This window comes from Brevibacillus brevis (genome assembly GCF_031583145.1).
GTDB lineage: Bacteria > Bacillota > Bacilli > Brevibacillales > Brevibacillaceae > Brevibacillus > Brevibacillus brevis_E.
In genome coordinates this window covers 3,625,707-3,645,671 of record NZ_CP134050.1, presented here as the reverse complement: position 1 = coordinate 3,645,671, position 19,965 = coordinate 3,625,707, and the positions used below count along the sequence as shown (strand labels likewise).

General features: G+C 52.4%; 21 protein-coding genes. 11 read left to right on the top strand and 10 right to left on the bottom strand.

Going from position 1 to position 19,965, the window contains the following annotated elements; genetic code table 11:
* The first annotated feature begins 151 nt into the window (after window positions 1-151).
* The 4 genes from RGB73_RS18100 (at window position 152) to RGB73_RS18085 (ending at window position 3,264) form a co-directional block, all read left to right on the top strand.
* The gene (locus RGB73_RS18100; protein ID WP_310764120.1) at window positions 152-610 is read left to right on the top strand and encodes a MarR family winged helix-turn-helix transcriptional regulator; all 459 of its coding nucleotides are present in this window, start codon (window positions 152-154) and stop codon (window positions 608-610) included.
* Entirely contained in the window at window positions 597-1,637 is a 1,041-nt protein-coding gene (locus RGB73_RS18095; RefSeq protein WP_310764117.1) for a threonine aldolase family protein, read from the top strand. The genes RGB73_RS18100 and RGB73_RS18095 overlap by 14 nt, the downstream gene beginning before the upstream one ends.
* A 191-nt stretch (window positions 1,638-1,828) precedes the next feature.
* Window positions 1,829-1,999 carry a DUF4025 domain-containing protein gene (locus tag RGB73_RS18090; protein WP_310764115.1) on the top strand — a complete coding sequence of 57 codons (171 nt, stop codon included), beginning with the start codon at window positions 1,829-1,831 and terminating at the stop codon, window positions 1,997-1,999.
* Window positions 2,000-2,148: 149 nt separating this feature from the next.
* Window positions 2,149-3,264 carry an aminopeptidase gene (locus RGB73_RS18085; protein ID WP_310764113.1) on the top strand — a complete coding sequence of 372 codons (1,116 nt, stop codon included), beginning with the start codon at window positions 2,149-2,151 and terminating at the stop codon, window positions 3,262-3,264.
* A gap of 11 nt (window positions 3,265-3,275) precedes the next feature.
* Here the strand turns inward: RGB73_RS18085 and RGB73_RS18080 are convergent, their stop codons facing one another.
* The 4 genes from RGB73_RS18080 to RGB73_RS18065 form a co-directional block, all read right to left on the bottom strand.
* Window positions 3,276-3,554: a hypothetical protein gene (locus tag RGB73_RS18080; RefSeq protein WP_310764111.1), complete on the bottom strand. Its 279-nt coding sequence runs from the start codon at window positions 3,552-3,554 to the stop codon at window positions 3,276-3,278.
* Between the two features lie 166 nt (window positions 3,555-3,720).
* Window positions 3,721-4,233 (bottom strand): isoprenylcysteine carboxyl methyltransferase family protein, encoded by a 513-nt coding sequence (locus tag RGB73_RS18075; protein WP_310764109.1) that lies wholly within the window; start codon window positions 4,231-4,233, stop codon window positions 3,721-3,723.
* Window positions 4,234-4,238: 5 nt separating this feature from the next.
* Entirely contained in the window at window positions 4,239-5,306 is a 1,068-nt protein-coding gene (locus RGB73_RS18070; protein ID WP_310764108.1) for a type III polyketide synthase, read from the bottom strand.
* 156 nt (window positions 5,307-5,462) lie between these two features.
* The gene (locus tag RGB73_RS18065; RefSeq protein ID WP_310764107.1) at window positions 5,463-6,713 is read right to left on the bottom strand and encodes an MDR family MFS transporter; all 1,251 of its coding nucleotides are present in this window, start codon (window positions 6,711-6,713) and stop codon (window positions 5,463-5,465) included.
* A 299-nt stretch (window positions 6,714-7,012) separates the two neighbouring features.
* Here RGB73_RS18065 and RGB73_RS18060 point away from each other — a divergent pair, with 299 nt between their 5' ends.
* The 3 genes from RGB73_RS18060 (at window position 7,013) to RGB73_RS18050 (ending at window position 9,494) form a co-directional block, all read left to right on the top strand.
* Window positions 7,013-7,657, top strand: coding sequence for a GGDEF domain-containing protein (locus RGB73_RS18060; protein WP_310764106.1), 645 nt, complete (start codon window positions 7,013-7,015; stop codon window positions 7,655-7,657).
* A 207-nt stretch (window positions 7,658-7,864) separates the two neighbouring features.
* Window positions 7,865-8,482 carry a DUF47 domain-containing protein gene (locus RGB73_RS18055; protein ID WP_310764105.1) on the top strand — a complete coding sequence of 206 codons (618 nt, stop codon included), beginning with the start codon at window positions 7,865-7,867 and terminating at the stop codon, window positions 8,480-8,482.
* The gene (locus tag RGB73_RS18050) at window positions 8,475-9,494 is read left to right on the top strand and encodes an inorganic phosphate transporter (RefSeq protein WP_310764104.1); all 1,020 of its coding nucleotides are present in this window, start codon (window positions 8,475-8,477) and stop codon (window positions 9,492-9,494) included. Before RGB73_RS18055 ends, RGB73_RS18050 begins: the two co-directional genes overlap by 8 nt.
* Window positions 9,495-9,582: 88 nt before the next feature.
* On the opposite strand, the gene RGB73_RS18045 is transcribed toward RGB73_RS18050, so the two are convergent.
* The 3 genes from RGB73_RS18045 to ligD form a co-directional block, all read right to left on the bottom strand.
* Window positions 9,583-9,822 (bottom strand): hypothetical protein, encoded by a 240-nt coding sequence (locus RGB73_RS18045; RefSeq protein ID WP_310764103.1) that lies wholly within the window; start codon window positions 9,820-9,822, stop codon window positions 9,583-9,585.
* 129 nt (window positions 9,823-9,951) lie between these two features.
* Entirely contained in the window at window positions 9,952-10,746 is a 795-nt protein-coding gene (lgt, locus tag RGB73_RS18040) for a prolipoprotein diacylglyceryl transferase (RefSeq protein WP_310764102.1), read from the bottom strand.
* Window positions 10,747-10,819: 73 nt separating this feature from the next.
* Window positions 10,820-11,674, bottom strand: a complete 855-nt coding sequence (gene ligD / locus RGB73_RS18035; protein WP_310774405.1) for a non-homologous end-joining DNA ligase — start codon at window positions 11,672-11,674, stop codon at window positions 10,820-10,822.
* 185 nt (window positions 11,675-11,859) lie between these two features.
* Between ligD and RGB73_RS18030 the strand changes: the two genes are divergently transcribed.
* Genes RGB73_RS18030 through RGB73_RS18015 form a run of 4 tightly spaced genes read left to right on the top strand, consistent with a single transcriptional unit; the run spans window position 11,860 to window position 16,234 of the window.
* Window positions 11,860-13,473, top strand: a complete 1,614-nt coding sequence (locus RGB73_RS18030) for a spore germination protein (protein ID WP_310764101.1) — start codon at window positions 11,860-11,862, stop codon at window positions 13,471-13,473.
* Entirely contained in the window at window positions 13,470-14,630 is a 1,161-nt protein-coding gene (locus tag RGB73_RS18025) for a Ger(x)C family spore germination protein (RefSeq protein WP_310764100.1), read from the top strand. The genes RGB73_RS18030 and RGB73_RS18025 overlap by 4 nt, the downstream gene beginning before the upstream one ends.
* Complete coding sequence (locus tag RGB73_RS18020; RefSeq protein ID WP_310764099.1) at window positions 14,627-14,863, top strand: hypothetical protein; 237 nt, start codon at window positions 14,627-14,629, stop codon at window positions 14,861-14,863. Before RGB73_RS18025 ends, RGB73_RS18020 begins: the two co-directional genes overlap by 4 nt.
* Before the next feature lie 12 nt (window positions 14,864-14,875).
* Complete coding sequence (locus RGB73_RS18015) at window positions 14,876-16,234, top strand: GerAB/ArcD/ProY family transporter (protein WP_310764098.1); 1,359 nt, start codon at window positions 14,876-14,878, stop codon at window positions 16,232-16,234.
* A gap of 114 nt (window positions 16,235-16,348) precedes the next feature.
* On the opposite strand, the gene RGB73_RS18010 is transcribed toward RGB73_RS18015, so the two are convergent.
* The 3 genes from RGB73_RS18010 to RGB73_RS18000 all read right to left on the bottom strand — a co-directional run bounded on the left by RGB73_RS18010 (window position 16,349) and on the right by RGB73_RS18000 (window position 19,913).
* Complete coding sequence (locus tag RGB73_RS18010) at window positions 16,349-17,536, bottom strand: hypothetical protein (protein ID WP_310764097.1); 1,188 nt, start codon at window positions 17,534-17,536, stop codon at window positions 16,349-16,351.
* Between the two features lie 89 nt (window positions 17,537-17,625).
* Complete coding sequence (locus tag RGB73_RS18005) at window positions 17,626-18,555, bottom strand: ATP-dependent DNA ligase (protein ID WP_310764096.1); 930 nt, start codon at window positions 18,553-18,555, stop codon at window positions 17,626-17,628.
* A 155-nt stretch (window positions 18,556-18,710) separates the two neighbouring features.
* Entirely contained in the window at window positions 18,711-19,913 is a 1,203-nt protein-coding gene (locus RGB73_RS18000; protein ID WP_310764095.1) for an oxalate decarboxylase family bicupin, read from the bottom strand.
* Window positions 19,914-19,965: the final 52 nt, after the last annotated feature.

Sequence of the window (19,965 nt, the reverse complement as noted above, 5' to 3'; positions counted from 1 at the left end):
GCCTTAAGACTTGAAACACAGTCTTGGCTAGCCGCTGCCTTTCGTGCTGCAGGGGCTGGTTAGAGGGAACCACCCTTCCTTAAAATGTTGACATCGTCCACTAATCCGATTATGATATTAGTTGACAAAGTCCACAAAACAGGAGGCCGGCATGCCACTAGACGAGAAGATCATCGCGGATATTCGGCGCTTCAACCGATTTTATACCAAAATGCTGGGAATCTTGGACAAGCATGTACTGGATACCGGATATTCGTTGACGGAGGCCCGAGTTATCCTGGAAATTGGCTTCATGGAGCCGTGTATCGCCAATCAGCTGGTCGACAAATTGGGCATGGACCGCAGCTACATGAGCAGAATCATCGCCAAGCTGCAACGGGACGGGCTGATCGGAAAGGAGCAATCACCGCTGGACAACCGAATGAGCCTGATCCGCTTGACGCCGAAAGGAATCGCCCTGTTCGAGCAGCTCAACGAAAGATCGGATGAACAAATCGCTAGATTGCTGCACGGTTTATCGCCGGAAGAGGTCGAGGAGATTCATGCCTCCATGAAGCTTTTGCTTAAAAAATTGGACAGGCTGGAGAGGATACAGGATGATACGGTTTGAAAATGACTACACGGAAGGCGCCCATCAGCGGATATTGGAGCGTCTGCTGGAAACAAACGAAGAGCAGACCCCCGGTTACGGAACAGATGAACACTGTGAGAACGCCAGAACGTACATCCGAAAGGCATGTGGGGCGGATCAGGCGGATGTGCATTTCCTGGTGGGAGGAACCCAGACCAATACGACCGTCATCGCTTCGATTTTGCGCCCCCATCAAGGCGCGATTACGGCAACGACGGGACATATTGCCGTCCATGAGACGGGGGCCATCGAAGCTACCGGGCATAAAGTCCTGACACTGCCGAGCGACGACGGTAAAATTCAGGCCAGCCAGATCAAGGAAATGTACGAGGCGCATTGGAATGATCCCACCCATGAGCATATGGTGCAGCCGGGCTTGGTTTACATTTCCCACCCGACGGAAAACGGAACGACGTATCGCAAAGCCGAATTGGAAGCAATCAGCAGCGTTTGCCGGGAATACGGACTGCCGCTGTTCCTGGATGGCGCGAGATTGGGGTACGGCCTGGCTTCCAAAGACAGCGATCTGACTCTCGAGGACATAGCAAAGCTCTGTGATGTTTTTTACATCGGGGGAACGAAAGTGGGAGCGTTGTTCGGAGAAGCAGTCGTCATCACGAACGAGGCCATGAAAAAGGATTTCCGGTACATGATCAAGCAAAGAGGGGGCCTGTTGGCAAAAGGAAGATTATTGGGTATCCAGTTTGAAGCCTTGTTTGAAGACGGCTTGTACTTTGACATCTCGAGGCAGGCCGTCGAGCTGGCCATAAAGATTCGCGATGCCTTCGTGGAAAAAGGATTCCCGCTCCGCTACGATTCCACTACCAATCAGCAGTTCCCCATCTTGCCGGATGACGTGATCAGGGAGCTGGGCAAATCGTACTCGTTCTCTTTGTGGGAAAAAATCGACGAGACACACAGCGCCGTGAGATTTTGCACCAGTTGGGCGACGAAGCCGGAACAGGTGGAAGCATTGATCGAAGAGATCCGGTCGCTTCGCACGTAGGGGAACAGGTTTCTGCAGTCAGCCTTGTCTTGGACCAGTTTTGGTATCGCTGAACCAGTTTGCATCGCGCTCAGGTCACCATCATCGGGGCCGTCTCGCCCCATCCTCATGTCTCCATTGGCGATCCACGGGTAAACAGGGAGTTTCCGGTATACACTATATCGGAAATCAATGAAAAGGAGGGGCGAAGCATGAAGCGCGACAAGGAGGGACAAGCGGCTGCGGGTGTGCAGCAAGCTGGCGAGACAGCGATGACGGAAAGCGAGACCATGGAACAGGACGGGCTTGCGACGACGCAAGAGCAGGTCAGCGACGTGTACAAGATGGGTACGATCGAGGACAGGGGCAATAGAATCGAATAATGTGCATGACAACAGCTGTCAGGCCGGCCCTTTCAACCAATGGGGCTGGCTCTTCTTTTGCAGATGATAAAATAAATTTTATTGACTTATCCGTATTTATCGGTAAGAATACAAGAGGAATCAGAAAATTGAAAAAGGGTGTGTGACTGATGAGAGACCCAAGATTGGAACAATTGGCCTACAATCTCGTCAACTATTCGGTTCGAGTGCAGCCAGGAGAGAACATTTTGATTAATGCCAAGGGAGAGACGCCTGATCTGGTAGCGGCGCTGGTGCGGGAAATCTACAAGGCAAAGGGCAATCCTTTCGTCCAATTGATCAATCCGGCCGTGAGCCGGGAGCTGGCAATGCAATGCAAGGAAGATCAGCTCGCGGTCATGGCTGAGCACGAAGTGTCCTTGATGGAAAAAATGGACGGCTACATCGGGATCCGCGCGGGCAGCAATATCAACGAAATGGCAGATGTACCGGGCGAACGGCTGGGCATGTATTCGCGCTTGTACGAATTGCCTGTCATGAATGTACGCGTCCCTCACACCAAATGGGTCGTACTGCGCTATCCGAATCCTTCCATGGCCCAGCTCGCGAATATGTCCACCGCTGCATTCGAAGACTTCTACTTCCAAGTGTGCAACCTGGACTACGGCAAAATGAACGACGCCATGGATAGCCTCGTCGCACTGATGAATCGCACGGATCAGGTCAGACTGGTAGGACCAGGAACAGACCTGACTTTCTCCATCAAAGACATTCCAGCCGTCAAGTGCGCAGGCCTTCGCAACATTCCGGACGGCGAAGTGTATACGGCGCCGGTTAAGGACTCGGTCAACGGAACCATCACGCACAATGCTCCGACCCCATACCACGGCTTTACCTTCGAAAACGTCCGCCTTACCTTTGAAAATGGAAAGATCGTCGAGGCAACCGCCAACGACACCAAACGTCTCAACGAAATCCTCGATACGGATGAAGGCGCACGTTACATCGGTGAATTTGCCATCGGGGTAAACCCGTACATTATGAACCCGATGAAAGACATCTTGTTTGACGAGAAGATCGACGGAAGCTTCCACTTTACCCCGGGACAGTGCTATGACGAAGCATACAACGGCAACAAATCGTCCGTGCACTGGGATATGGTATCGATTCAGCGCCCGGAATGGGGCGGAGGAGAAATTTGGTTTGACGGCGTTCTGATCCGCAAAGACGGCCGTTTCGTCATTCCTGAGCTGGAATGCCTCAATCCCGAGTCGTTAAAAGGGTAAGGGGAACTGTTTCACGCGATGTATTGTCGCAGCCGTTCCTTGGCCAGGTCTACGTCCATGTCGAGCTGAAACAGCATGGAGAGGTTGCTGGAACTCATCACTGCTCGGCGAGCCGCGTGAAAGAGGATCGGCTTGTTCTGCTTGACGATGGTCATGATCTCCACAGTCGGCGGGATCACTTGCTTGATTCGCAGCAGGCCCTGCAAGTAGCGAAGCAGCTTTTGAATCGTTTCTTGGTCGTCCCGATTCGGGATCGTTTCGATCAATTCATAAAAATCGCGGACGATCATACGCCGAGCTTCCATAGGTTCAAATACGCTTGTCCGATTCACCTGACGTCACCTCACATGATGATAATAGAGCATTCTATTTTCTCTACCCAATATTCGGCTGTGTAAACCTGTCTTTTGGCAAAAAAGTCTCCGCCTCGTAACCTTGCGGAGACTTTTTTGCGTACTATTCTTTGGGAGCGTAGACTGCTCGTTCTTCGGCGGGGATCCGGACACGCAGGAGCATCCACCCATTGAGGACGGTAAACATAACAGCGGTAAGCACCGCGCCGAACGTGATCGGCAATGCGAAAAGCTCGACGGCCACCACCAGATAGTTGGGATGGCGAAGGAACCGGTACGGCCCGCGCGCCACCGGCGGACTGCCTGGCAGGATCAGGATTCGCGTGTTCCAGCGAGGGCCCAGGCTCCAGATGCACCAGTAGCGCAGGAGCTGTGCAGCCACAAAGCAGGAAAATGGATAAGGCCACCAAACGGGAAGCAGGCGCGGACCGTTCACGACTTCAAATACGAGGCTGACGAAAAAAAGCAAATGGAGCGCTACGATGAATTTGTAATGTCCGGACCCGATTTCATATCCACCAAGTGAGCGGATGATGCGGGCATTCCTCGCGGCGAGCAGGAGCTCTCCCCACCGTTGGAGCAGGACGGTACCCATCACGTACCAGAAAAAGTCCATCCCCGTTACCTCGCTTCCAAGAGGAGCATCTCCGAGCTGAAGCCAGGGCCGAGAGCGGCGAGAAGCCCGCGGTCGCCGGGGCGCCACGCCTGCTCCATGCTTTTTTCCAACACAAACAGGACCGTCGGAGAGGACATGTTGCCAAAGTTTGCGAGCACTTCGGCTGACAATCGCGTCGCGTCCTGTGGAATGCCGAGAGACTCTCGGTATGCGGCCAGCACTTTGGCGCCCCCCGGATGAAACAGAAAGTGCCGAACTCCATCCACGGAAGTGCCGTGCAAGGAAAGAAAGCTGTCGACGTTTTCCTTCATGGACTGGCGAATGATACTGGGAATGTCTCGGGAAAAAATGACCTTGAGTCCTGGTTCGGTCAGCTCCCAGCCCATGACATCCAGCGTATCCGGCCAAGTGGTCGTCCGCGCGGCGCAAAAGTGAAGACGAGGAAAAGGGCTGGACACAGTCTTAGCCTCATCCCCTTCGACCAGCACGGCTGCGGCGCCATCGCCAAACAGGCAGGTCGCCACGAGATTGCTTTTGGACAGATCCTGACGTATGAAGGTCAGCCCGCACAGCTCGACGCTGAGGAGGAGGACGCGGCGGTCGGGGTAGGCGCGGGCGTATTCGCAGGCACGGGTCAGCCCCATCGCACCGCCAGCACACCCCAATCCCCACAGTGGCACCCGAGCGACGTCAGGACGCAGCCCCAGAAGGTTTACCAGACGTGAGTCGAGGCTGGGCGTCGCGATCCCCGTGCTTGATACAAACATCAGGCAATCGACTTCGTCAGCCGAAAGATTTGCATTTTCCAAGCATCTGCGGCCAGCGAGGACAGAAAGGGCTTCCGCGTTTTCCACATACAGGCGATTTTTTTCCGAAAAGTGTCGGTCGCTTTCGTACCAGTCCATCGGCATGCAGAAGTGGCGCTTGCGGATTTGGCTGTTCCCGAAAACGCCCAGTAGTCGATCGATATCGGGAAAGGCATCCTGGAAAAAACGGCGTGCCAGGCGCATCGAATCTTCTTGGTCGATCTCATAGGGAGGTACGGCTGTCGCCACGGATTGAATACGGGGCATGTGGTCTTTCACTCCCGTCTTTAGGATGGTACTTTTTAGTTTTTCCCTACCATTTCATTCCAATTCATAGCGATCCACAAATCGGCGGCTGCAACACAAAAAGCCTGATGGACCTTGAAGGCACATCAGGCTTCTATCACGTTCGGTGTGCGAAAGTCAGGTGGCGGACACTGACGGCTGCTCCGTGGAAACGGGAGCCGCTTGCGTGCGCTGCATTGCTTTTTTGACGAACCGGTATTGAAACAGTCCCCCGACCAACAGCAGGGCGCTGAGCACCGAAAACCAGTAAGCCCCTCCGATATGGCGGAAAGCGACAGCACCCACGGAAGGCCCGATGGTTCCTGTGATCCCCCAGTTGGCGCCGAAAACGGCAAAGTAACGTCCGCGGTGTTCATCGGGTGCCATGACGGAAATCGCTTTCTGGATTTGCGGTCCGTACAGCATCTCGCCGATCGTAAACACGGTCTCCGCCAGTACGAGGACGAGCATGCCGGGCGCCCAGCCGTATCCGAAGCCGACACAGACGAGGAACATATACGCGATTAAGATGACTCGGTGGGCTGGAAAGCGTTCCGCGAATTTGGCAATGGCAATCTGGCAACAGACGACCAGGATCCCGTTGATGGTCAAGAGCGTAGCAAAGACCGTGAGAAAATCGTCGTACTTCGTTCGCAAGTGCTGCGGGAGGATAATTTCCACCTGCGAGTACAGTAGAGAGACCGGAACGGCAGCGAGTGCCATCCAAACTACGGTGGTATGCTCGGACCATTTGAAGCGGGCGCTCGGACTACTCAGTTTGTTCGTTTCCGTGCGATTCCTCGCTTCTCGCGGCAGTGTTTCAGGCACTTGCCAGGCAATGAGCAGACAGTAAATGAACAACGTGAGCGAGCAAATGCCAAAGGCGATGCCCGGATTGATTTTGTACAGCGCGACGCCGATGAGCGGCCCGGCAGCTGCCCCCAGATTCAGGGCGGTATGGAGCAGGGCGAATACTTCACTTCGTTTCTCTTCGGGAACAATGTCTGTCACTTGCGCGCTAGCTGCGGGCCAGAACAGGGAAGCCCCGACCCCGTTTAGAATGGTGAGAGCGGCAAAGGCGATGAGGGACTCTGCCCACATGTAGCCCGCCATGGAAACGGATTCGATCAGGAGTGCAGCTATCATCAACGGCTTTCGGCCGTATCGGTCTGACAGGCTGCCGGCGAAATAGCCTGAGATGATGCTCGTGAGGGGCTGAAGACTCGTGACCATCGCTGCAAGCAGCAGGTTGCCGTCCATTCTGTCGTAAAGATAGAAGGCCAGAAACGGTCGGAGCATGAAGCCGGCAAAAGTCGTCAAGATTGTCCCGATGACGCGGATCCAGATTGCCTTGTCATAGCGGGAGAGGAGGTTGTGAAGCCAGGTCATGCGGATAATTCCTCCTTGCCGATAAAGGATATTTTTGTAAGTATATCGGAGAGTCATAAGAAAAGAAAGAGGTTTGGGATAAATGAGAATTGTTAGACTTTATTCACAGGAAGAAGGATGCAAGAGGTATTTGCGGCAAAATCAGCACATTGCGGTCCACATTTGGGCTTGAACTCAAAAATAAAGATAGGTAAAATATTCCTATGAATGCGATTACAGTCCTGATTTTCAAGATAGATATAGGTCCAATGTCTCAAAAAGAGATGAAAGAGAATTGCTTGGACCGGAGGGGGAAATCTTTGGATTCACGCTGGATTGGCTTGGGGGCATCCTTTCTCATGATCGCCGTTTGGTTGTTCGCGATCGGAATGCCGACAGAGGGAGAGCAGGCAGGTTGGATCATGATGGCGGCTGTCATCCAGACAGCTACCGGGTATCGGATCGGGAAGTACGTGGAATCACTGCGGCAGATGGCTTATCACGATTCGTTGACAGGCGTGCTGGTCAATCGCCGGTTTTTGGCCAGGCTGAATCACGAAGTAAAGGTCGCCCGCCGTTCCAAATACCCGGTCACTTTGTTGTTTATAGATTTGGATAATTTCAAAAAGTACAACGACCGTTATGGTCACGTGGAAGGAGACAAGCTCTTGTGCCAATTCGCTTCTGTCCTGCAAGCATGCGTCCGGAAGCACGATGCGGTAGGGAGATGGGGCGGAGAGGAATTTGTCGTCCTGCTGCCTCATGCCGACACCACTGCCGGTTTGGCGATCGGCGAGCGAATCCAGCAGCAGGTGCGACAGGAGTTGTCCGGTGTGACAGTGAGCATCGGGGTGGCCTCGTTTCCGCTGCATGCGACTGACGCGTTGCAGCTCGCTGAAAAAGCCGACACGCTGATGTACGAAGCCAAGAAAAAGAAAGACTGCATGCTTGCCGCCACGAATTAAATACAGGAGCCTTCGGCAACACTACCATTCGTACCCGCTGGGAAGGCGGGTATTTTTCTTGGGGAATTGTAAAGGTGATTTACAAAAACTTAATAATACGTTAAAGAAAAATACATACACTTTCGCTTGTTTTTAAATTTACGTTCACATTAATGTTCGATATAATCGTCTAGGTGTGATTTTTCCAAAGGAGTGACTAGGGAACGTATGTTTAAATCAAACAAGTATATCTTCTTCGACCTGTTCGAACAGCAAATTGCTAACGTCCACAAGGGAACGCATCTCTTCTATGAAATGATAGGAAACTATCAGGACCTGGAAGCGAAAGTCAAGGCAATCAAGGCTGTTGAAAAAGAAGGGGATGAAATCGTTCGCCGCATCATGAACGAGTTGAACTCCACTTTTATCACTCCGCTTGAGCGCGAAGATATTCACCAATTGGCGCATACGATGGACTCGATGATCGATTACATCGACGGGGTTGCGGACCGCATGTATTTGTACCAGGTGCGTCAACCGGATCCACGCGTCCTCGCTCAAGCCAATATTTTGGTTAAATGTTCCGCGAAGCTGATCGAACTGATCCGTACCCTTCGCAAGCTGGACCATCAGGTGGTGGCCAAAATTGCGCGGGAGATCAAGGATTTGGAACACGAGTCAGATTCCAACTACCGCAAGATGGTTTCGGATCTCCTGAACGCTCCGGATGCCAATCCGATCGAAGCGATCAAGATGAAAGAGATTTACGACAAGCTCGAAGACTGTGCGGACTTTGCCGAAGACGTCTCCAATCTGGTAGAAGGGATCGTGTTAAAGAATGCCTGATCTTTCGCCAGAGGTGATTATTCTCATACTCGTCGTCATCATGGCGCTAAGCTTTGATTTTATCAACGGTTTTCACGATACCGCCAACGCGATTGCGACATCTGTATCGACACGAGCATTAAGTCCTCGTACGGCCATCATCCTGGCTTCCGTTTTCAACCTTCTCGGAGCTCTTACGTACACCGGGGTAGCCAAGACGATCGGCGGCAAAATCACGGATCCATTCCAACTGCAAAACGGATTGCTCGTAGTTCTTGCAGCGCTTACCGCCGCTATTTTATGGAACCTGATCACCTGGTGGTTCGGGATCCCGAGTTCTTCCTCCCATGCCATTATCGGCGGGGTTGCCGGTGCTGCGGTAGGTGCTGCAGGATTTGGTTCGATCAACATGGAAGGCTTCATCGATATCGTAAAGGCTCTGATCATTTCTCCCATCGTTGCTTTTGTCATAGGTTTTATCGTCATCCGGATCGTGTCCCGCCTGGTTGCGAACACAGCCTATCATCGTACGAACCGCAGCTTCCGCGTTTTGCAAGTGCTTTCGGCCTCCTGGCAGTCCTTCAGCCACGGCGCGAACGACGCACAGAAAACCATGGGGGTCATCACCCTCGCGCTGTTGTCGGGTGGATTTTTGCATCAGGCTCCGGGCGAATTTACCATTCCACTCTGGGTCAAGCTGTCTGCAGCCCTCGCGATGGCACTGGGTACATCGGTAGGCGGATGGCGCATCATCAAGACCATGGGCGGAAAGATTATGAAAATCAAGCCGATCAGCGGTTTTTCGGCCGACCTTTCTTCCGCTTTGATCATCACCATTTTCACGATGTTGAAGCTGCCTGTCAGCACGACGCACGTCATCACTTCCTCGATCCTCGGGGTAGGGGCTTCCCAAAAGCTGAATGCCGTGAAATGGGGTCTGGCGGGCCGCATCGTCGTGACGTGGGTGATTACGCTCCCCGTTACGGCCTGTCTGGCTGCTGCCTGCTATGTCGTGTTTGATGTGTTTCTCTGATACAGACGATGATTCATTCAGATTGGTTACAAGAAAAAGACACCTATCAGGCGGACAAGCCTGCAACAGGTGTCTTTTCGTTTTTCGGTCAGCCCGAACCCGTGAGCCGCTCCCACAGACCTGGCTTCGGTTTGATCTGTACGAGCCGTACGGCAGAGAGAGGAATGTAATTCAGCGAGCCGTCGCCCTCCTCCAGAAGAATGCCGTTCGGTCCGTAATCATACAGCTTGCCCTCGACATATGCAGCTAGACCGGGGCCAATCATGCCGGGGGCAAATTGGACGCGCACAGGCCGATCCAGGTACTCTTCCAGCATTCCGTCGTCCATCGAAACATTCTCCTTTCCTGTTTATCCTCCTACATTGTATTCTTGCCGTCATTGCGACAATTCAGACAAGAGGAAAAGAAAAAAGCGCCTCTTTTCACGAAAGAGAGCGCTTCTTCTGTTTGGTTCGGATTATTCCATCGTGTTGTGGGACTGGCGCGACTGTTTGCTTTTCCGGGCGAAAACGAGCAGCAGGATGATACCCAGTGCAATCAGGCTCAAGCTGACGAGCTGAGCGACCCGCAGCGTATCTGCAATGAGCAGGCTGTCCGTGCGCATTCCCTCGATGAAGAAACGACCCACGGAATACAGGATCATATAGCTGAACAAAACTTGCCCGTCGAATTTCTTGAAGCGATACAGCATGACCATCAGGATGGCGAACACGACCAAATTCCACATGGACTCGTAGAGGAAAGTAGGGTGGTAGTACTGTCCTCCGATGTACATCTGATCACGAATGAATGCGGGAAACTTAGCCATGAATTCTGCGGAGGCCGGACCGCCATGGGCTTCCTGGTTGATGAAGTTGCCCCAACGGCCGATCGCCTGGCCCAGAATCACGCTGGGCATCATGACATCGCCCAGTCTCAAAAACGGAAGCTTGTGTCTGCGGATGTACCAGGTTCCGGCCAGCACCCCGCCGATCAGCCCGCCGTGAATGGCAAGGCCGCCATTCCATACAGCGATCACATCCATCAAGGTTTTATATTGATCCAGTTCGAAGATCACGTAGTAGAGCCGCGCGAAAATAATCGCGGCAGGAATGATCAGGACGACCATATTCAGAATGTGATCCGGGTCTATGCCGGAACGTTTGGAATTGTATCGGGCGAGATAAGTGCCTATGAAAAAGGCGAGCCCCATAATAATACCGTACCAGTGAATTTTCAAGGGCCCGACCGCAATCGCTACGGGATCAATCATGAAAGTTCCTCCTTGCCTCGCAATGTCTCAGGACAGTATAGCACAAACCGAAGCAAGTATTCAAAATTCAACGTTACACTCTGTGCAAGAACGTGAGAATGGAATCCAGCGAGGCCGGATGGGTAGGAGAAGACACGGATGCGAACAGGTCACCCAGCTGCTGCAGCCGCTCGGGCACATTGTGAACGGTGAAGTCGGTCGGATGGATAGAGGGCACTTCATCCCAGCGCAAGGGCGTGGAGACAGTCGCCTGTGTTCTCGCACGGGTCGAGTAGGGAGCAGGCAGCGTCTTCCCTCGCCAGTGCTGCAAGTAGTCGATGTACAGCTTTGTTCCCCGATTTTTGATCAACCTCTCGATCGTCAGCATCTCGGGGTGCTTGCGAACCAGATAGGAGGCGATGAATTGCCCGACCTCTCTTGTCTGCTCAAACGTGTAACGCTGCTCGATAGGAATGTAGATCTGCAATCCGCTTGCGCCCGACGTCTTCACAAAGGAAGGGAGGTGTAGCTCGTCGAGCAGTTGTTTAAGCAGCAGGGCAGTCTTGATGACGACGGAAAAGTCGTCTGTGGACGGATCCAGGTCGAAGACGAGCTCGGTCGGGATCTCGTTATGGGCCAAATGAAAGGAGACGTGCCATTCCAAGGACGCCTGATTCGCCATCCAAATGAGCGTCGCCTGATCGTTGCACAGCACGTATCGCGTGTTTTCCCATACGCTGGTGCGAATCCAGGACGGGGCGTACTCCGGTGTGTTTTTTTGAAAAAAATGCTTGTCGTGAATCCCGTGCGGATAGCGGATGACAGTCAGCAGCCGGTTCTTCGCATAGGCAAGCAGATACGGCGCGACCTGAAGCAAGTAGCGGATATAGTCCAGCTTGGTCACGTTCGCTTCCGGCCACAACGGCTTGTACGGATTGGTGATCGTCATGGTATGACCGTCCAAGGTGAGCTCGTATTCTTTAGCAGTTGCCGGCAAGTGGACACCTTCTTCCCAGTTTTCTTTGCCCCTACTTTCTCCACACATCCGTTCCTTATTCGTGAAAAAGGGCCTTCTGCATAGAAATGGAAGCATTTAACCATAATACGGTTAGCTTGCCAGTGGTTGGTGAAAAGATGAAGTTTCCAGGAAAGAAAAAGGACAAAATTCAAGAGCTGATCGACACGGTTGACGCCTGCAGCTTGGTCGAGCTGGAAGGCGTTCCGTTATTCGAAAAGTTGAGCGACAACGCTACTTTCTTGCAGCATCTGTTTTCGGATTGCTCGGATTTCGTCATCCGCGAGTTCAAGCAAAAGAACAGCGTGCACGCCATCGCGGTGTTCGTGGATGGACTCATCAACACCTCGGAAGTGAACCAGGCCTTGAAAGCCTTGATGGTGCTGGAGGACGGGGACGAAAACATCCAGGTGATCGAAGAAGCGCTGCTTCCGATCTCGCAAGTCACGCGGGTAAAAGATTATAAAAAGCTTCTGCAGGCTGTGCTCTCCGGTGACACGGGGATTTTGGTGGACGGCAATTCGGAGGCGCTCACTCTCGGCATCCGCGGTGCGGAGATGCGCTCCGTCAACGAACCGGAAGGCGAGGCCGTCATTCGCGGTCCGCGGGAAGGCTTTATTGAAAACATCCGCACGAATACCTCCATGCTGCGGCGCAAGCTCAAGACGCCTCGGCTGAAAATGAAATCGCTTGTCATCGGCCGGGAGACCAACACGAACGTTGTTGTATCGTATCTGGAAGGAATCGCGGACCCTAGCCTCGTGGAGGAAGTATCGCAACGGATCGGCAAGATTGACATCGATTCCGTCCTGGAAAGTGGATATATCGAGGAACTGATTCAGGACAGCATCCTTTCGCCTTTTCCGCAAGTCATGTACTCCGAGCGGCCCGATACAATCGCAGGGGCCTTGCTGGAAGGGCGAGTCGCCATCTTTGTAGACGGGACCCCGATGGTGCTGATCGTCCCTGCCACCTTTTGGATGATGATGCAAGCGAACGAAGACTACTACGAGCGATTTCAAATGTCGACGCTCGTTCGGTGGCTACGTTACTTGTTCCTCCTCGTCTCGCTTTTGACGCCGGGAATCTACGTCGCAATTACCACCTTTCATCAACAGATGATACCGACGACACTTTTTCTCAGCATTGCCGCCGCCCGTGCATCCATCCCGTTCCCGGCGATCGTCGAGGCGCTTCTCATGGAGGTGGCCTTTGAAGCCTTGCGGGAGGCGGGAATTCGCCTGCCCAAGACGGTCGGCCAGGCGGTGAGCATCCTGGGCGCCCTGGTCGTAGGCCAGGCAGCCGTCCAGGCAGGAATTGTCTCCGCTCCGATGGTCATCGTCGTATCGATCACAGGGATCGCCTCCTTTACGATTCCGCATTTCAACGCGGCCATCGCCCTGCGCATGCTTCGCTTCCCCATCATGATTGCGGCCTCTATTTTGGGGATATACGGCATTCTCGTCCTCTTGCTCATCATCATCGGGCATATGGCTAATTTGCGTTCGTTCGGGGTGCCATACCTCGCGCCTGTCGCTCCGCTGTCCGCGGGCGACTTGAAGGATATTTTGCTCCGCTCGCCCTGGGCGGCTTTAAACAAACGCCCCAGCTTTATGGGCGTTCAAAACGCCAGACGGATGGATGTGGGCTTTAGCAAACAACTCGTAAGAGACGAAGGACAAAAGGGGGTACCTGGGAACAATAGCCAGCCTGACGAGGAGGGGAGATCGTGAAACGAGCAGCGCTGCTTTGCATGATCATGGTCTGCTTGCTGATCGGAAGTGGTTGCTGGGACCGGCGCGAGGTAAACGACGTGGCCATCGTCATTGCCATGGCCATCGACAAGGAGAAAGGCGGGTTGTATCGATTATCGGTGCAGGTGCCTCTCGTCAGCCACCTCGGGGGACCGACAGGCGGTGGCGGGGGAACCGGCGGTGACAAAAGCTACTACGTCGATTCCGCAGTAGGTCAGACCATTCGGGATGCTCATAACATCATCCAGTCCCGTATGTCGAGGCATCTGTACTATGCCCACCATCGCGTCGTCGTGATCGGGGAGCAATTGGCGAAAGAAGGTTTTGGCGAGGTGCTGGATATTATCTCACGGTTCCCGGAGAATCGTCTGACAGCTTATATTGTCATGACAAGAGGGAAGGCGTTCCGGCTTTTGCAAGCACAACCGCAGTTCGAGCGCTTTTCGGGGGATGCGATCCGCGAGCTTGTTAAAGCGGTTACGATCCCGATCACGATCAAGGATATTTCCCAGATGCTGAACACACCAGGGGTGGATGCCTTCCTGCCCATATTTGAACCCGTCGATACAAAGCCAAAGGGAAAGTCCAAGGAAATCGAGGCGACAGGCATCGCGACCTTTCGGAACGACAAGCTAGTCGCTACGTATTCGAACGAGGAAATCAAAGGGCTGCGCTGGTTCCAGCGTTCGTTTGCACCGTATACGACTGTCGTGAATCTGGATGGCAAGCAAAAGCTGAGCATTGATATCTATAAAGGAAAGGCCCACATTTATCCGGTACTCCGAAATGGAGCCATTCATTTTCAAGTAAAAGTGTATGGCACGGCGATCGTGGTGGAAAACCTGACCACCTACAACTTATCGAAAAAAGAAGTAGTTACGGTGATCGAGTCCAAGCTGGAGAAAGAAGTGACGGACAATATCAAAAGGATATTCGATCAGATCAAAAAGACGCGATCCGACTCGATCGGTCTGGGAATAGACCTCGCTCGCAAATACCCGCGAGAGTGGAAGGCCACGTATCGGGATAGATGGAATGAAGTGATATCGAAAATAACGTACAAAATCGATTGCAAAGTCCAAATCTCCAATGTCGGACAGACGACAACGAATATTACGAAGGAAGAGCCGCAATGAATCGATTATTTCTCATCGTATACATCGTCGTGCTGGTGATATCAATCGTGTCCTTTCTCCTGAAAAGAAAGCGTATTCCTGGCAAACAGAAAATCGTGATGTATATCCTGTACGGGTTTACCGTGTGTTTCTTGATTCTCCTGCAGCTTCAACAGAAGAGACAAATACCCATCGACGACTATTTGAATGTCTTTTCTCCCCATATCAAGTCGTGGATTGATCATATGAAGTAAGGAGGAGCGTCCATGATCCACAAGCAAGTCATCAATCATCGGCAAATCGCCTGGCTGGTCGCGAGCGTCTTACTGACGGGGATGTTGATCTCCTTTTTCAATACCTTGGCGAAAATAGCCAAAATGGATGCCTGGTTCTCTCAGATCCTTCCTTGCTGCTATGCGATTGCAATCGCGTTCGCACTGGCTGAGCTGACTCGCGCCTATCCGGGGAAAAATATGTTTGAAATATTGTTTATTGTGTTTGGCAAATGGGTAGGCGGCTTGATCAATTTCATTCTGCTGCTGTATATCGGCATCACTCTTACCTTGGACATCAAAGGGGCTTGCTCGTTTTTCCACGTGGCCCTTCTTCCGCGGACCCCCCTTGAAATCATTTTGATCGTCTTTGTCCTCTTGATGATGTACTACGGAAAGACGAGTCTGGAAGTCGCTGCCCGCGTGAACGAAATGTACTTTCCTGCTTTCTTTTCCCTCTCGATCCTGATGTACCTGCTATTGAGCAACGAGTATAGCGTGGAGCGTCTGGAACCGATCCTCAGCAGCAGTCTTAGCAAAATCTTCGTAACCAACCTGCTGCCGCTCGGGATCTATGGGGATATCTTTCTGTTTGGAGCATTCCTGCATGCATCTACCCATCCCCGTTTGTTCTTCGCAGCCATGAAGCATGGCGTTTTGCTCGTCGGATTCGCGGCGACTGTGCTCCTGCTGATCTTGCTCGGGGTCATGGGGTTTACGATCGCCAGTCGTCTCAATTTCCCCTTGTTCATTTTGGTTCAACAGATCCATGTGACGGATTTCCTGGACCGGGTCGAAATCGTCTTGTTCAGCCTGTGGTTTCCCGCCTTCACCATAAAGGTTATCGTCGGTTATCTGGCCTTTCTCGTTTGTCTCGGTTCTTTTGGCGGACAGCAGCATTATGCGGCTTACAACCTGCCTGCGGGCTGGCTCCTGGCTGCTGCCTCTCTGTTTCTTTACCAGCGGGTCGTGGATATGAGCGATTTTCTCAGTTTCACGATGCCGTTCATCGCCGTCGCCATCCAGGTTCCGCTGCTGACGATTTTGTACATCAAAGCGAGGGTGAACCGGAAGATGGAAACGCAGGTAAGCATTCCGGAGGGGACGCGTTTGTACCGGTTTTACCGTCAATCGGTGTGGATCGGAGCCCTCTCGCTTCTGGGGTGCATCGTATCGATTGTCAGCGGCGTTCTTTTCATGAACAGTACGGAGATGGGGGGAGTCGTCACAAGTATTTCCTTCTCCTTTTTCCTGCTCCTGGCTCTCTTGGCGAGCTATGCGGAAATGCAGGCGTTGAATCACGGAAAGCAAAAGCTTGTCAAGAACAAAGAGTCAGGGACGTTCCGGCAATAGCAAAGAGTAAGGAAAATGGATCGGGCAGCTGCTTTGATCCGGCAAACGACCTCGCGTACGAAAAAAAGCTGACACCGGTAGAATACGGCGTCAGCTTGCGTCTTTCAACGATTGTTATTGGATATGATCCAGCACACTTTTCATGACCTGCAGGGAGTCTTGGCGAGCGTACAAATTATACCGTGTTTTGACTGCTTGATACACTTGCAGGAGTGGTTTTTGGCTTTTGGTTTTCCGATATTCTTGTACGAGTTTGGTGAAGGAAGGATGCCGAATCACGTCTTTTCTCCAGTCCCACACACGCGGTTTCTGAATCTCTAGTCGCGCTTGTTGGATCATTCCGATCAATTGTGGCGCCATAGCCGCAGCCAGCTCCGCCTTTGCTTTCTTTGCTTCCGGAAGCTCGGACAACAGAAAAGAGTTGGGCATGGAGGAGAGCGGCTTGTTGTTCACATACAAGAAATTTTCGGATCGAATGTCAATAGCCGTTCGAAGGAGGTCTGCATCGACTTCAAACTGGAAATACTCACGCCCTGTCCCATTGATTTTGCTGGGCAGAAACAAGTGGACGAAATCGAGTATATTCGAGTAACTGGGCAGGTGCTCCGGATAAACATATCCTTTGCCATCGACTTGAAAACCCGGAAGCCCAACTTCTATCGCCCAGCACACTGCTTCGCTTTGACTGTCCTTCGGTGCTACGCTTCCCTTGTAGGGTCTGGCGTTTTTGTATACCCGGTACAGGGTCTCCGCAACAAATTGCTTCGTAAGCTGTTGACCGCCTAATTCCTCCGGTTTGACGAATCCCGCCTGTACCAGCGCATTGATGCGCGCTTCAAGTTCCACCTGACCTCGCTTTTTCCTGAGCGCTTCCCCTTCCGCAGTGCCTTCCGTCCGTGCGATTTGCTGCTTGATAGAGGCCGGATCGTAGCCTGTGGGATACATCGGAGCCAGAGAGCCAATTTCATTATAAAGCGCCAGCAAGTAGCCGGTTCTGGATTCATAAAAGCTATCCATCATAAATCCCGATGGCGTAATGGTCGCGTTCATATCTCCTACAATTTCTACCGGACTCATCGCATTTTGTTCCACAACACCGGCGGGATAGGGGTTTACGCTTTTCAGAGACTCTTTCAGGATCGTGTGCATGACTTCAGATTCTTCCAGCGTATTGACGGTGGGCAGGTGAATAGCAACTCGGTATGAAGGCACTCCTGTTTGGGCTGCTTGCATGGATGGAGCGAATGGACCTGTGAACAGCATGATTGCGATTGCGGCGGCGCGAAAGCTCTTTTTCAACATGTCTCGGATCTCCTTCTTGGGAATTCAATCGTAAAACGTTCCGCCACCGTTAAAAGTTACATCCTGGAGCAAATTTTCCCTATCTGAAACTACTCCATCACACATTGGTGCGCAGGAAGATCTACAAATCCTTGTATGCTTGGCTGACGAAGGGAATGTCCCTCTACCCATTCTGCAAATTTGATCTTCACGGTAATTTCTGGCCGAAGCCAAACCGTATTAGCAGTCCGCGGCGGTTTATTCACAAATGGCATGCTTTTTTGGACGAGCGGCCCGATCCGTTCCGTAAGGTTTCTCCAGTCGCTTTGGGTTAGTTTTCCTGTCCCTGCATGTCCGATGTATCTGAATCGGCCATCCTGATCGAATAGCCCTAGCAGAAGAGAATTCACAAGGCTGCCTCGAAAGGTGACCCCACCGACTACCGCAATTATGTCTTTATAATATTTTTTCTTTTGCCATCGAGCATCTTTGCCGTTTATCAAGTAGGTGCTGGCAAGGTCCTTGACTACAATTCCTTCCATTTCCTGTAGCCTGACCGCTTCGTACAAAGCCGTCCCGTCAAAGTTATCCACCAGTTGAACATCGTCCGTCGGCTGAATGACATCTCGCAGTATCTTTTGTCTCTCTGAGAGAAGGGAAGAAGTTACCCATTGACCATTCAGATAGAGTATGTCAAAGACCATATAGGTGATGGGAACGCTTTTACGAACGACATCCACGTTGTTCAGCTTCCGGATCCCGTCCCTTTTCATCACCTCATAAAAAGAAGGTTTTCCATTTTTTAAGGCGATGATCTCTCCGTCCAGGATGATGGAGCCTGCTGAGCAATAATTCGAGATCGATGTCAGCTCCGGGTAATGAAACGTTCGCTCATTGAGCTTGCGATTGAACAGCCGCACTTCACGACCATCGTAATAAGTCAATACGCGAACCCCGTCCCATTTCACCTGGGCAATCCAGTTCGGTCCTTGGGGTATTTCTTCACAGCTAATGGGTTCCAGTGGAATAATCGGGTTCATGGTTCACCTCGGAAAAGGATATGGAGGACGCATCCTTGCAAAGCACAAGAAGCTTGCATAGAAATAAGCCGGTTTTACCATGCGAGGGTGGTAACCGGCTTTTTGTCTTTATGATGAACCCAAAATATGCGATTATACGCGCACGAATTCCGAAGTTACTTGTTCGTTCTTGGCGTATAGGAATATCCCGGATATTTCACGACCGACCATTTTTCTTCTCGCAGGGCATCCATCAATTCAGGGCCTGTCTGGAGGTTTTCCTGAACCAGTGGATGAGGGGTCAGTGCCATCCATTGATTCAACGACACATCTTCAAAGCGGTCGCTTCTGAACATCTCGAGAAACCACAGACTTCGGTCACCGGTGTTTTGGATGTAATGGCCAAAGGCACGCGGCACATATCCGACGTCGCCTGCCCGATAATCGAAGGTGCGGGCTGTTCCTTCGCCCCCGAAGACCGTCATTCGTCCTGTGCCCTGGATATAATACTGCCACTCGTCCGCGTTTGGATGCCAGTGCAATTCTCTCATGCCACCTGGTTTGACCTCTACCAATGCCGCCGCGACCCTTGTGGAGATCGGAAAATTGGTCGAGTCAACGATGCGGACGGTACCTCCCGGAAAAACGAGCGGTTCCTGTTTCAACAGGCGGTGTGAAAAGCTCAGCGGCACCGTGCCGAAGGGATCGGGTACTTGCTCGGATGCGAGCGGGCCGGGAATCGTGCCTTGGAAAATGTACACCTGTTGGTTCGGGATCCCATCGAAGGCGCTTTCGGGCACACCAAAATTGGCTGAGAGGATATCTGGCGGGGTGTGGGCGAACCAATCCGAAATAGAGAGCGTGTTCAGGTCGGAAAAATGGCCATCATCGAAAACGAGCAAAAACTCGCATCCTTCTTCCAGACCTTGAATGGAGTGGGGAATCCCGGGGGGGAAGTACCACAAGTCTCCCACACCGACATCGGCGCTAAAGTTCCTTCCGTTCTGGTCGACTGCTGTAATCCGTGCCTTGCCTACAAGCATGATCGACCATTCCGCCTGCTGATGCCAGTGCAATTCGCGCACGCCGCCAGGGGTAAGCGCCATATTGACGCCAGCCAGGGTAGTCGCGATCGGAAGCTGCCGAATGGTAACCTCACGTGACCATCCGCCTTGATTGAGCTGCATGTAGGTATCGGAGAAAGAGAACTTTAAATTGGGCAGGGTGCCGGCATCAGTGGCGGGAGAGACGAGCATATCGGGGTTTTCTCGATCTCGCATGACGTCCCGCGGGCCAAAATCCCACCAACCGGCACCGTCCTCCCTGATCGGCTGCGGGATCGACTCCTTCGCAGCATGATTGTCAAAACTGTTCTTCATCAAAGCGTTCCTCCTTGTATCATGTGGGGCATGTAACGAGGTGAAAAAAGGG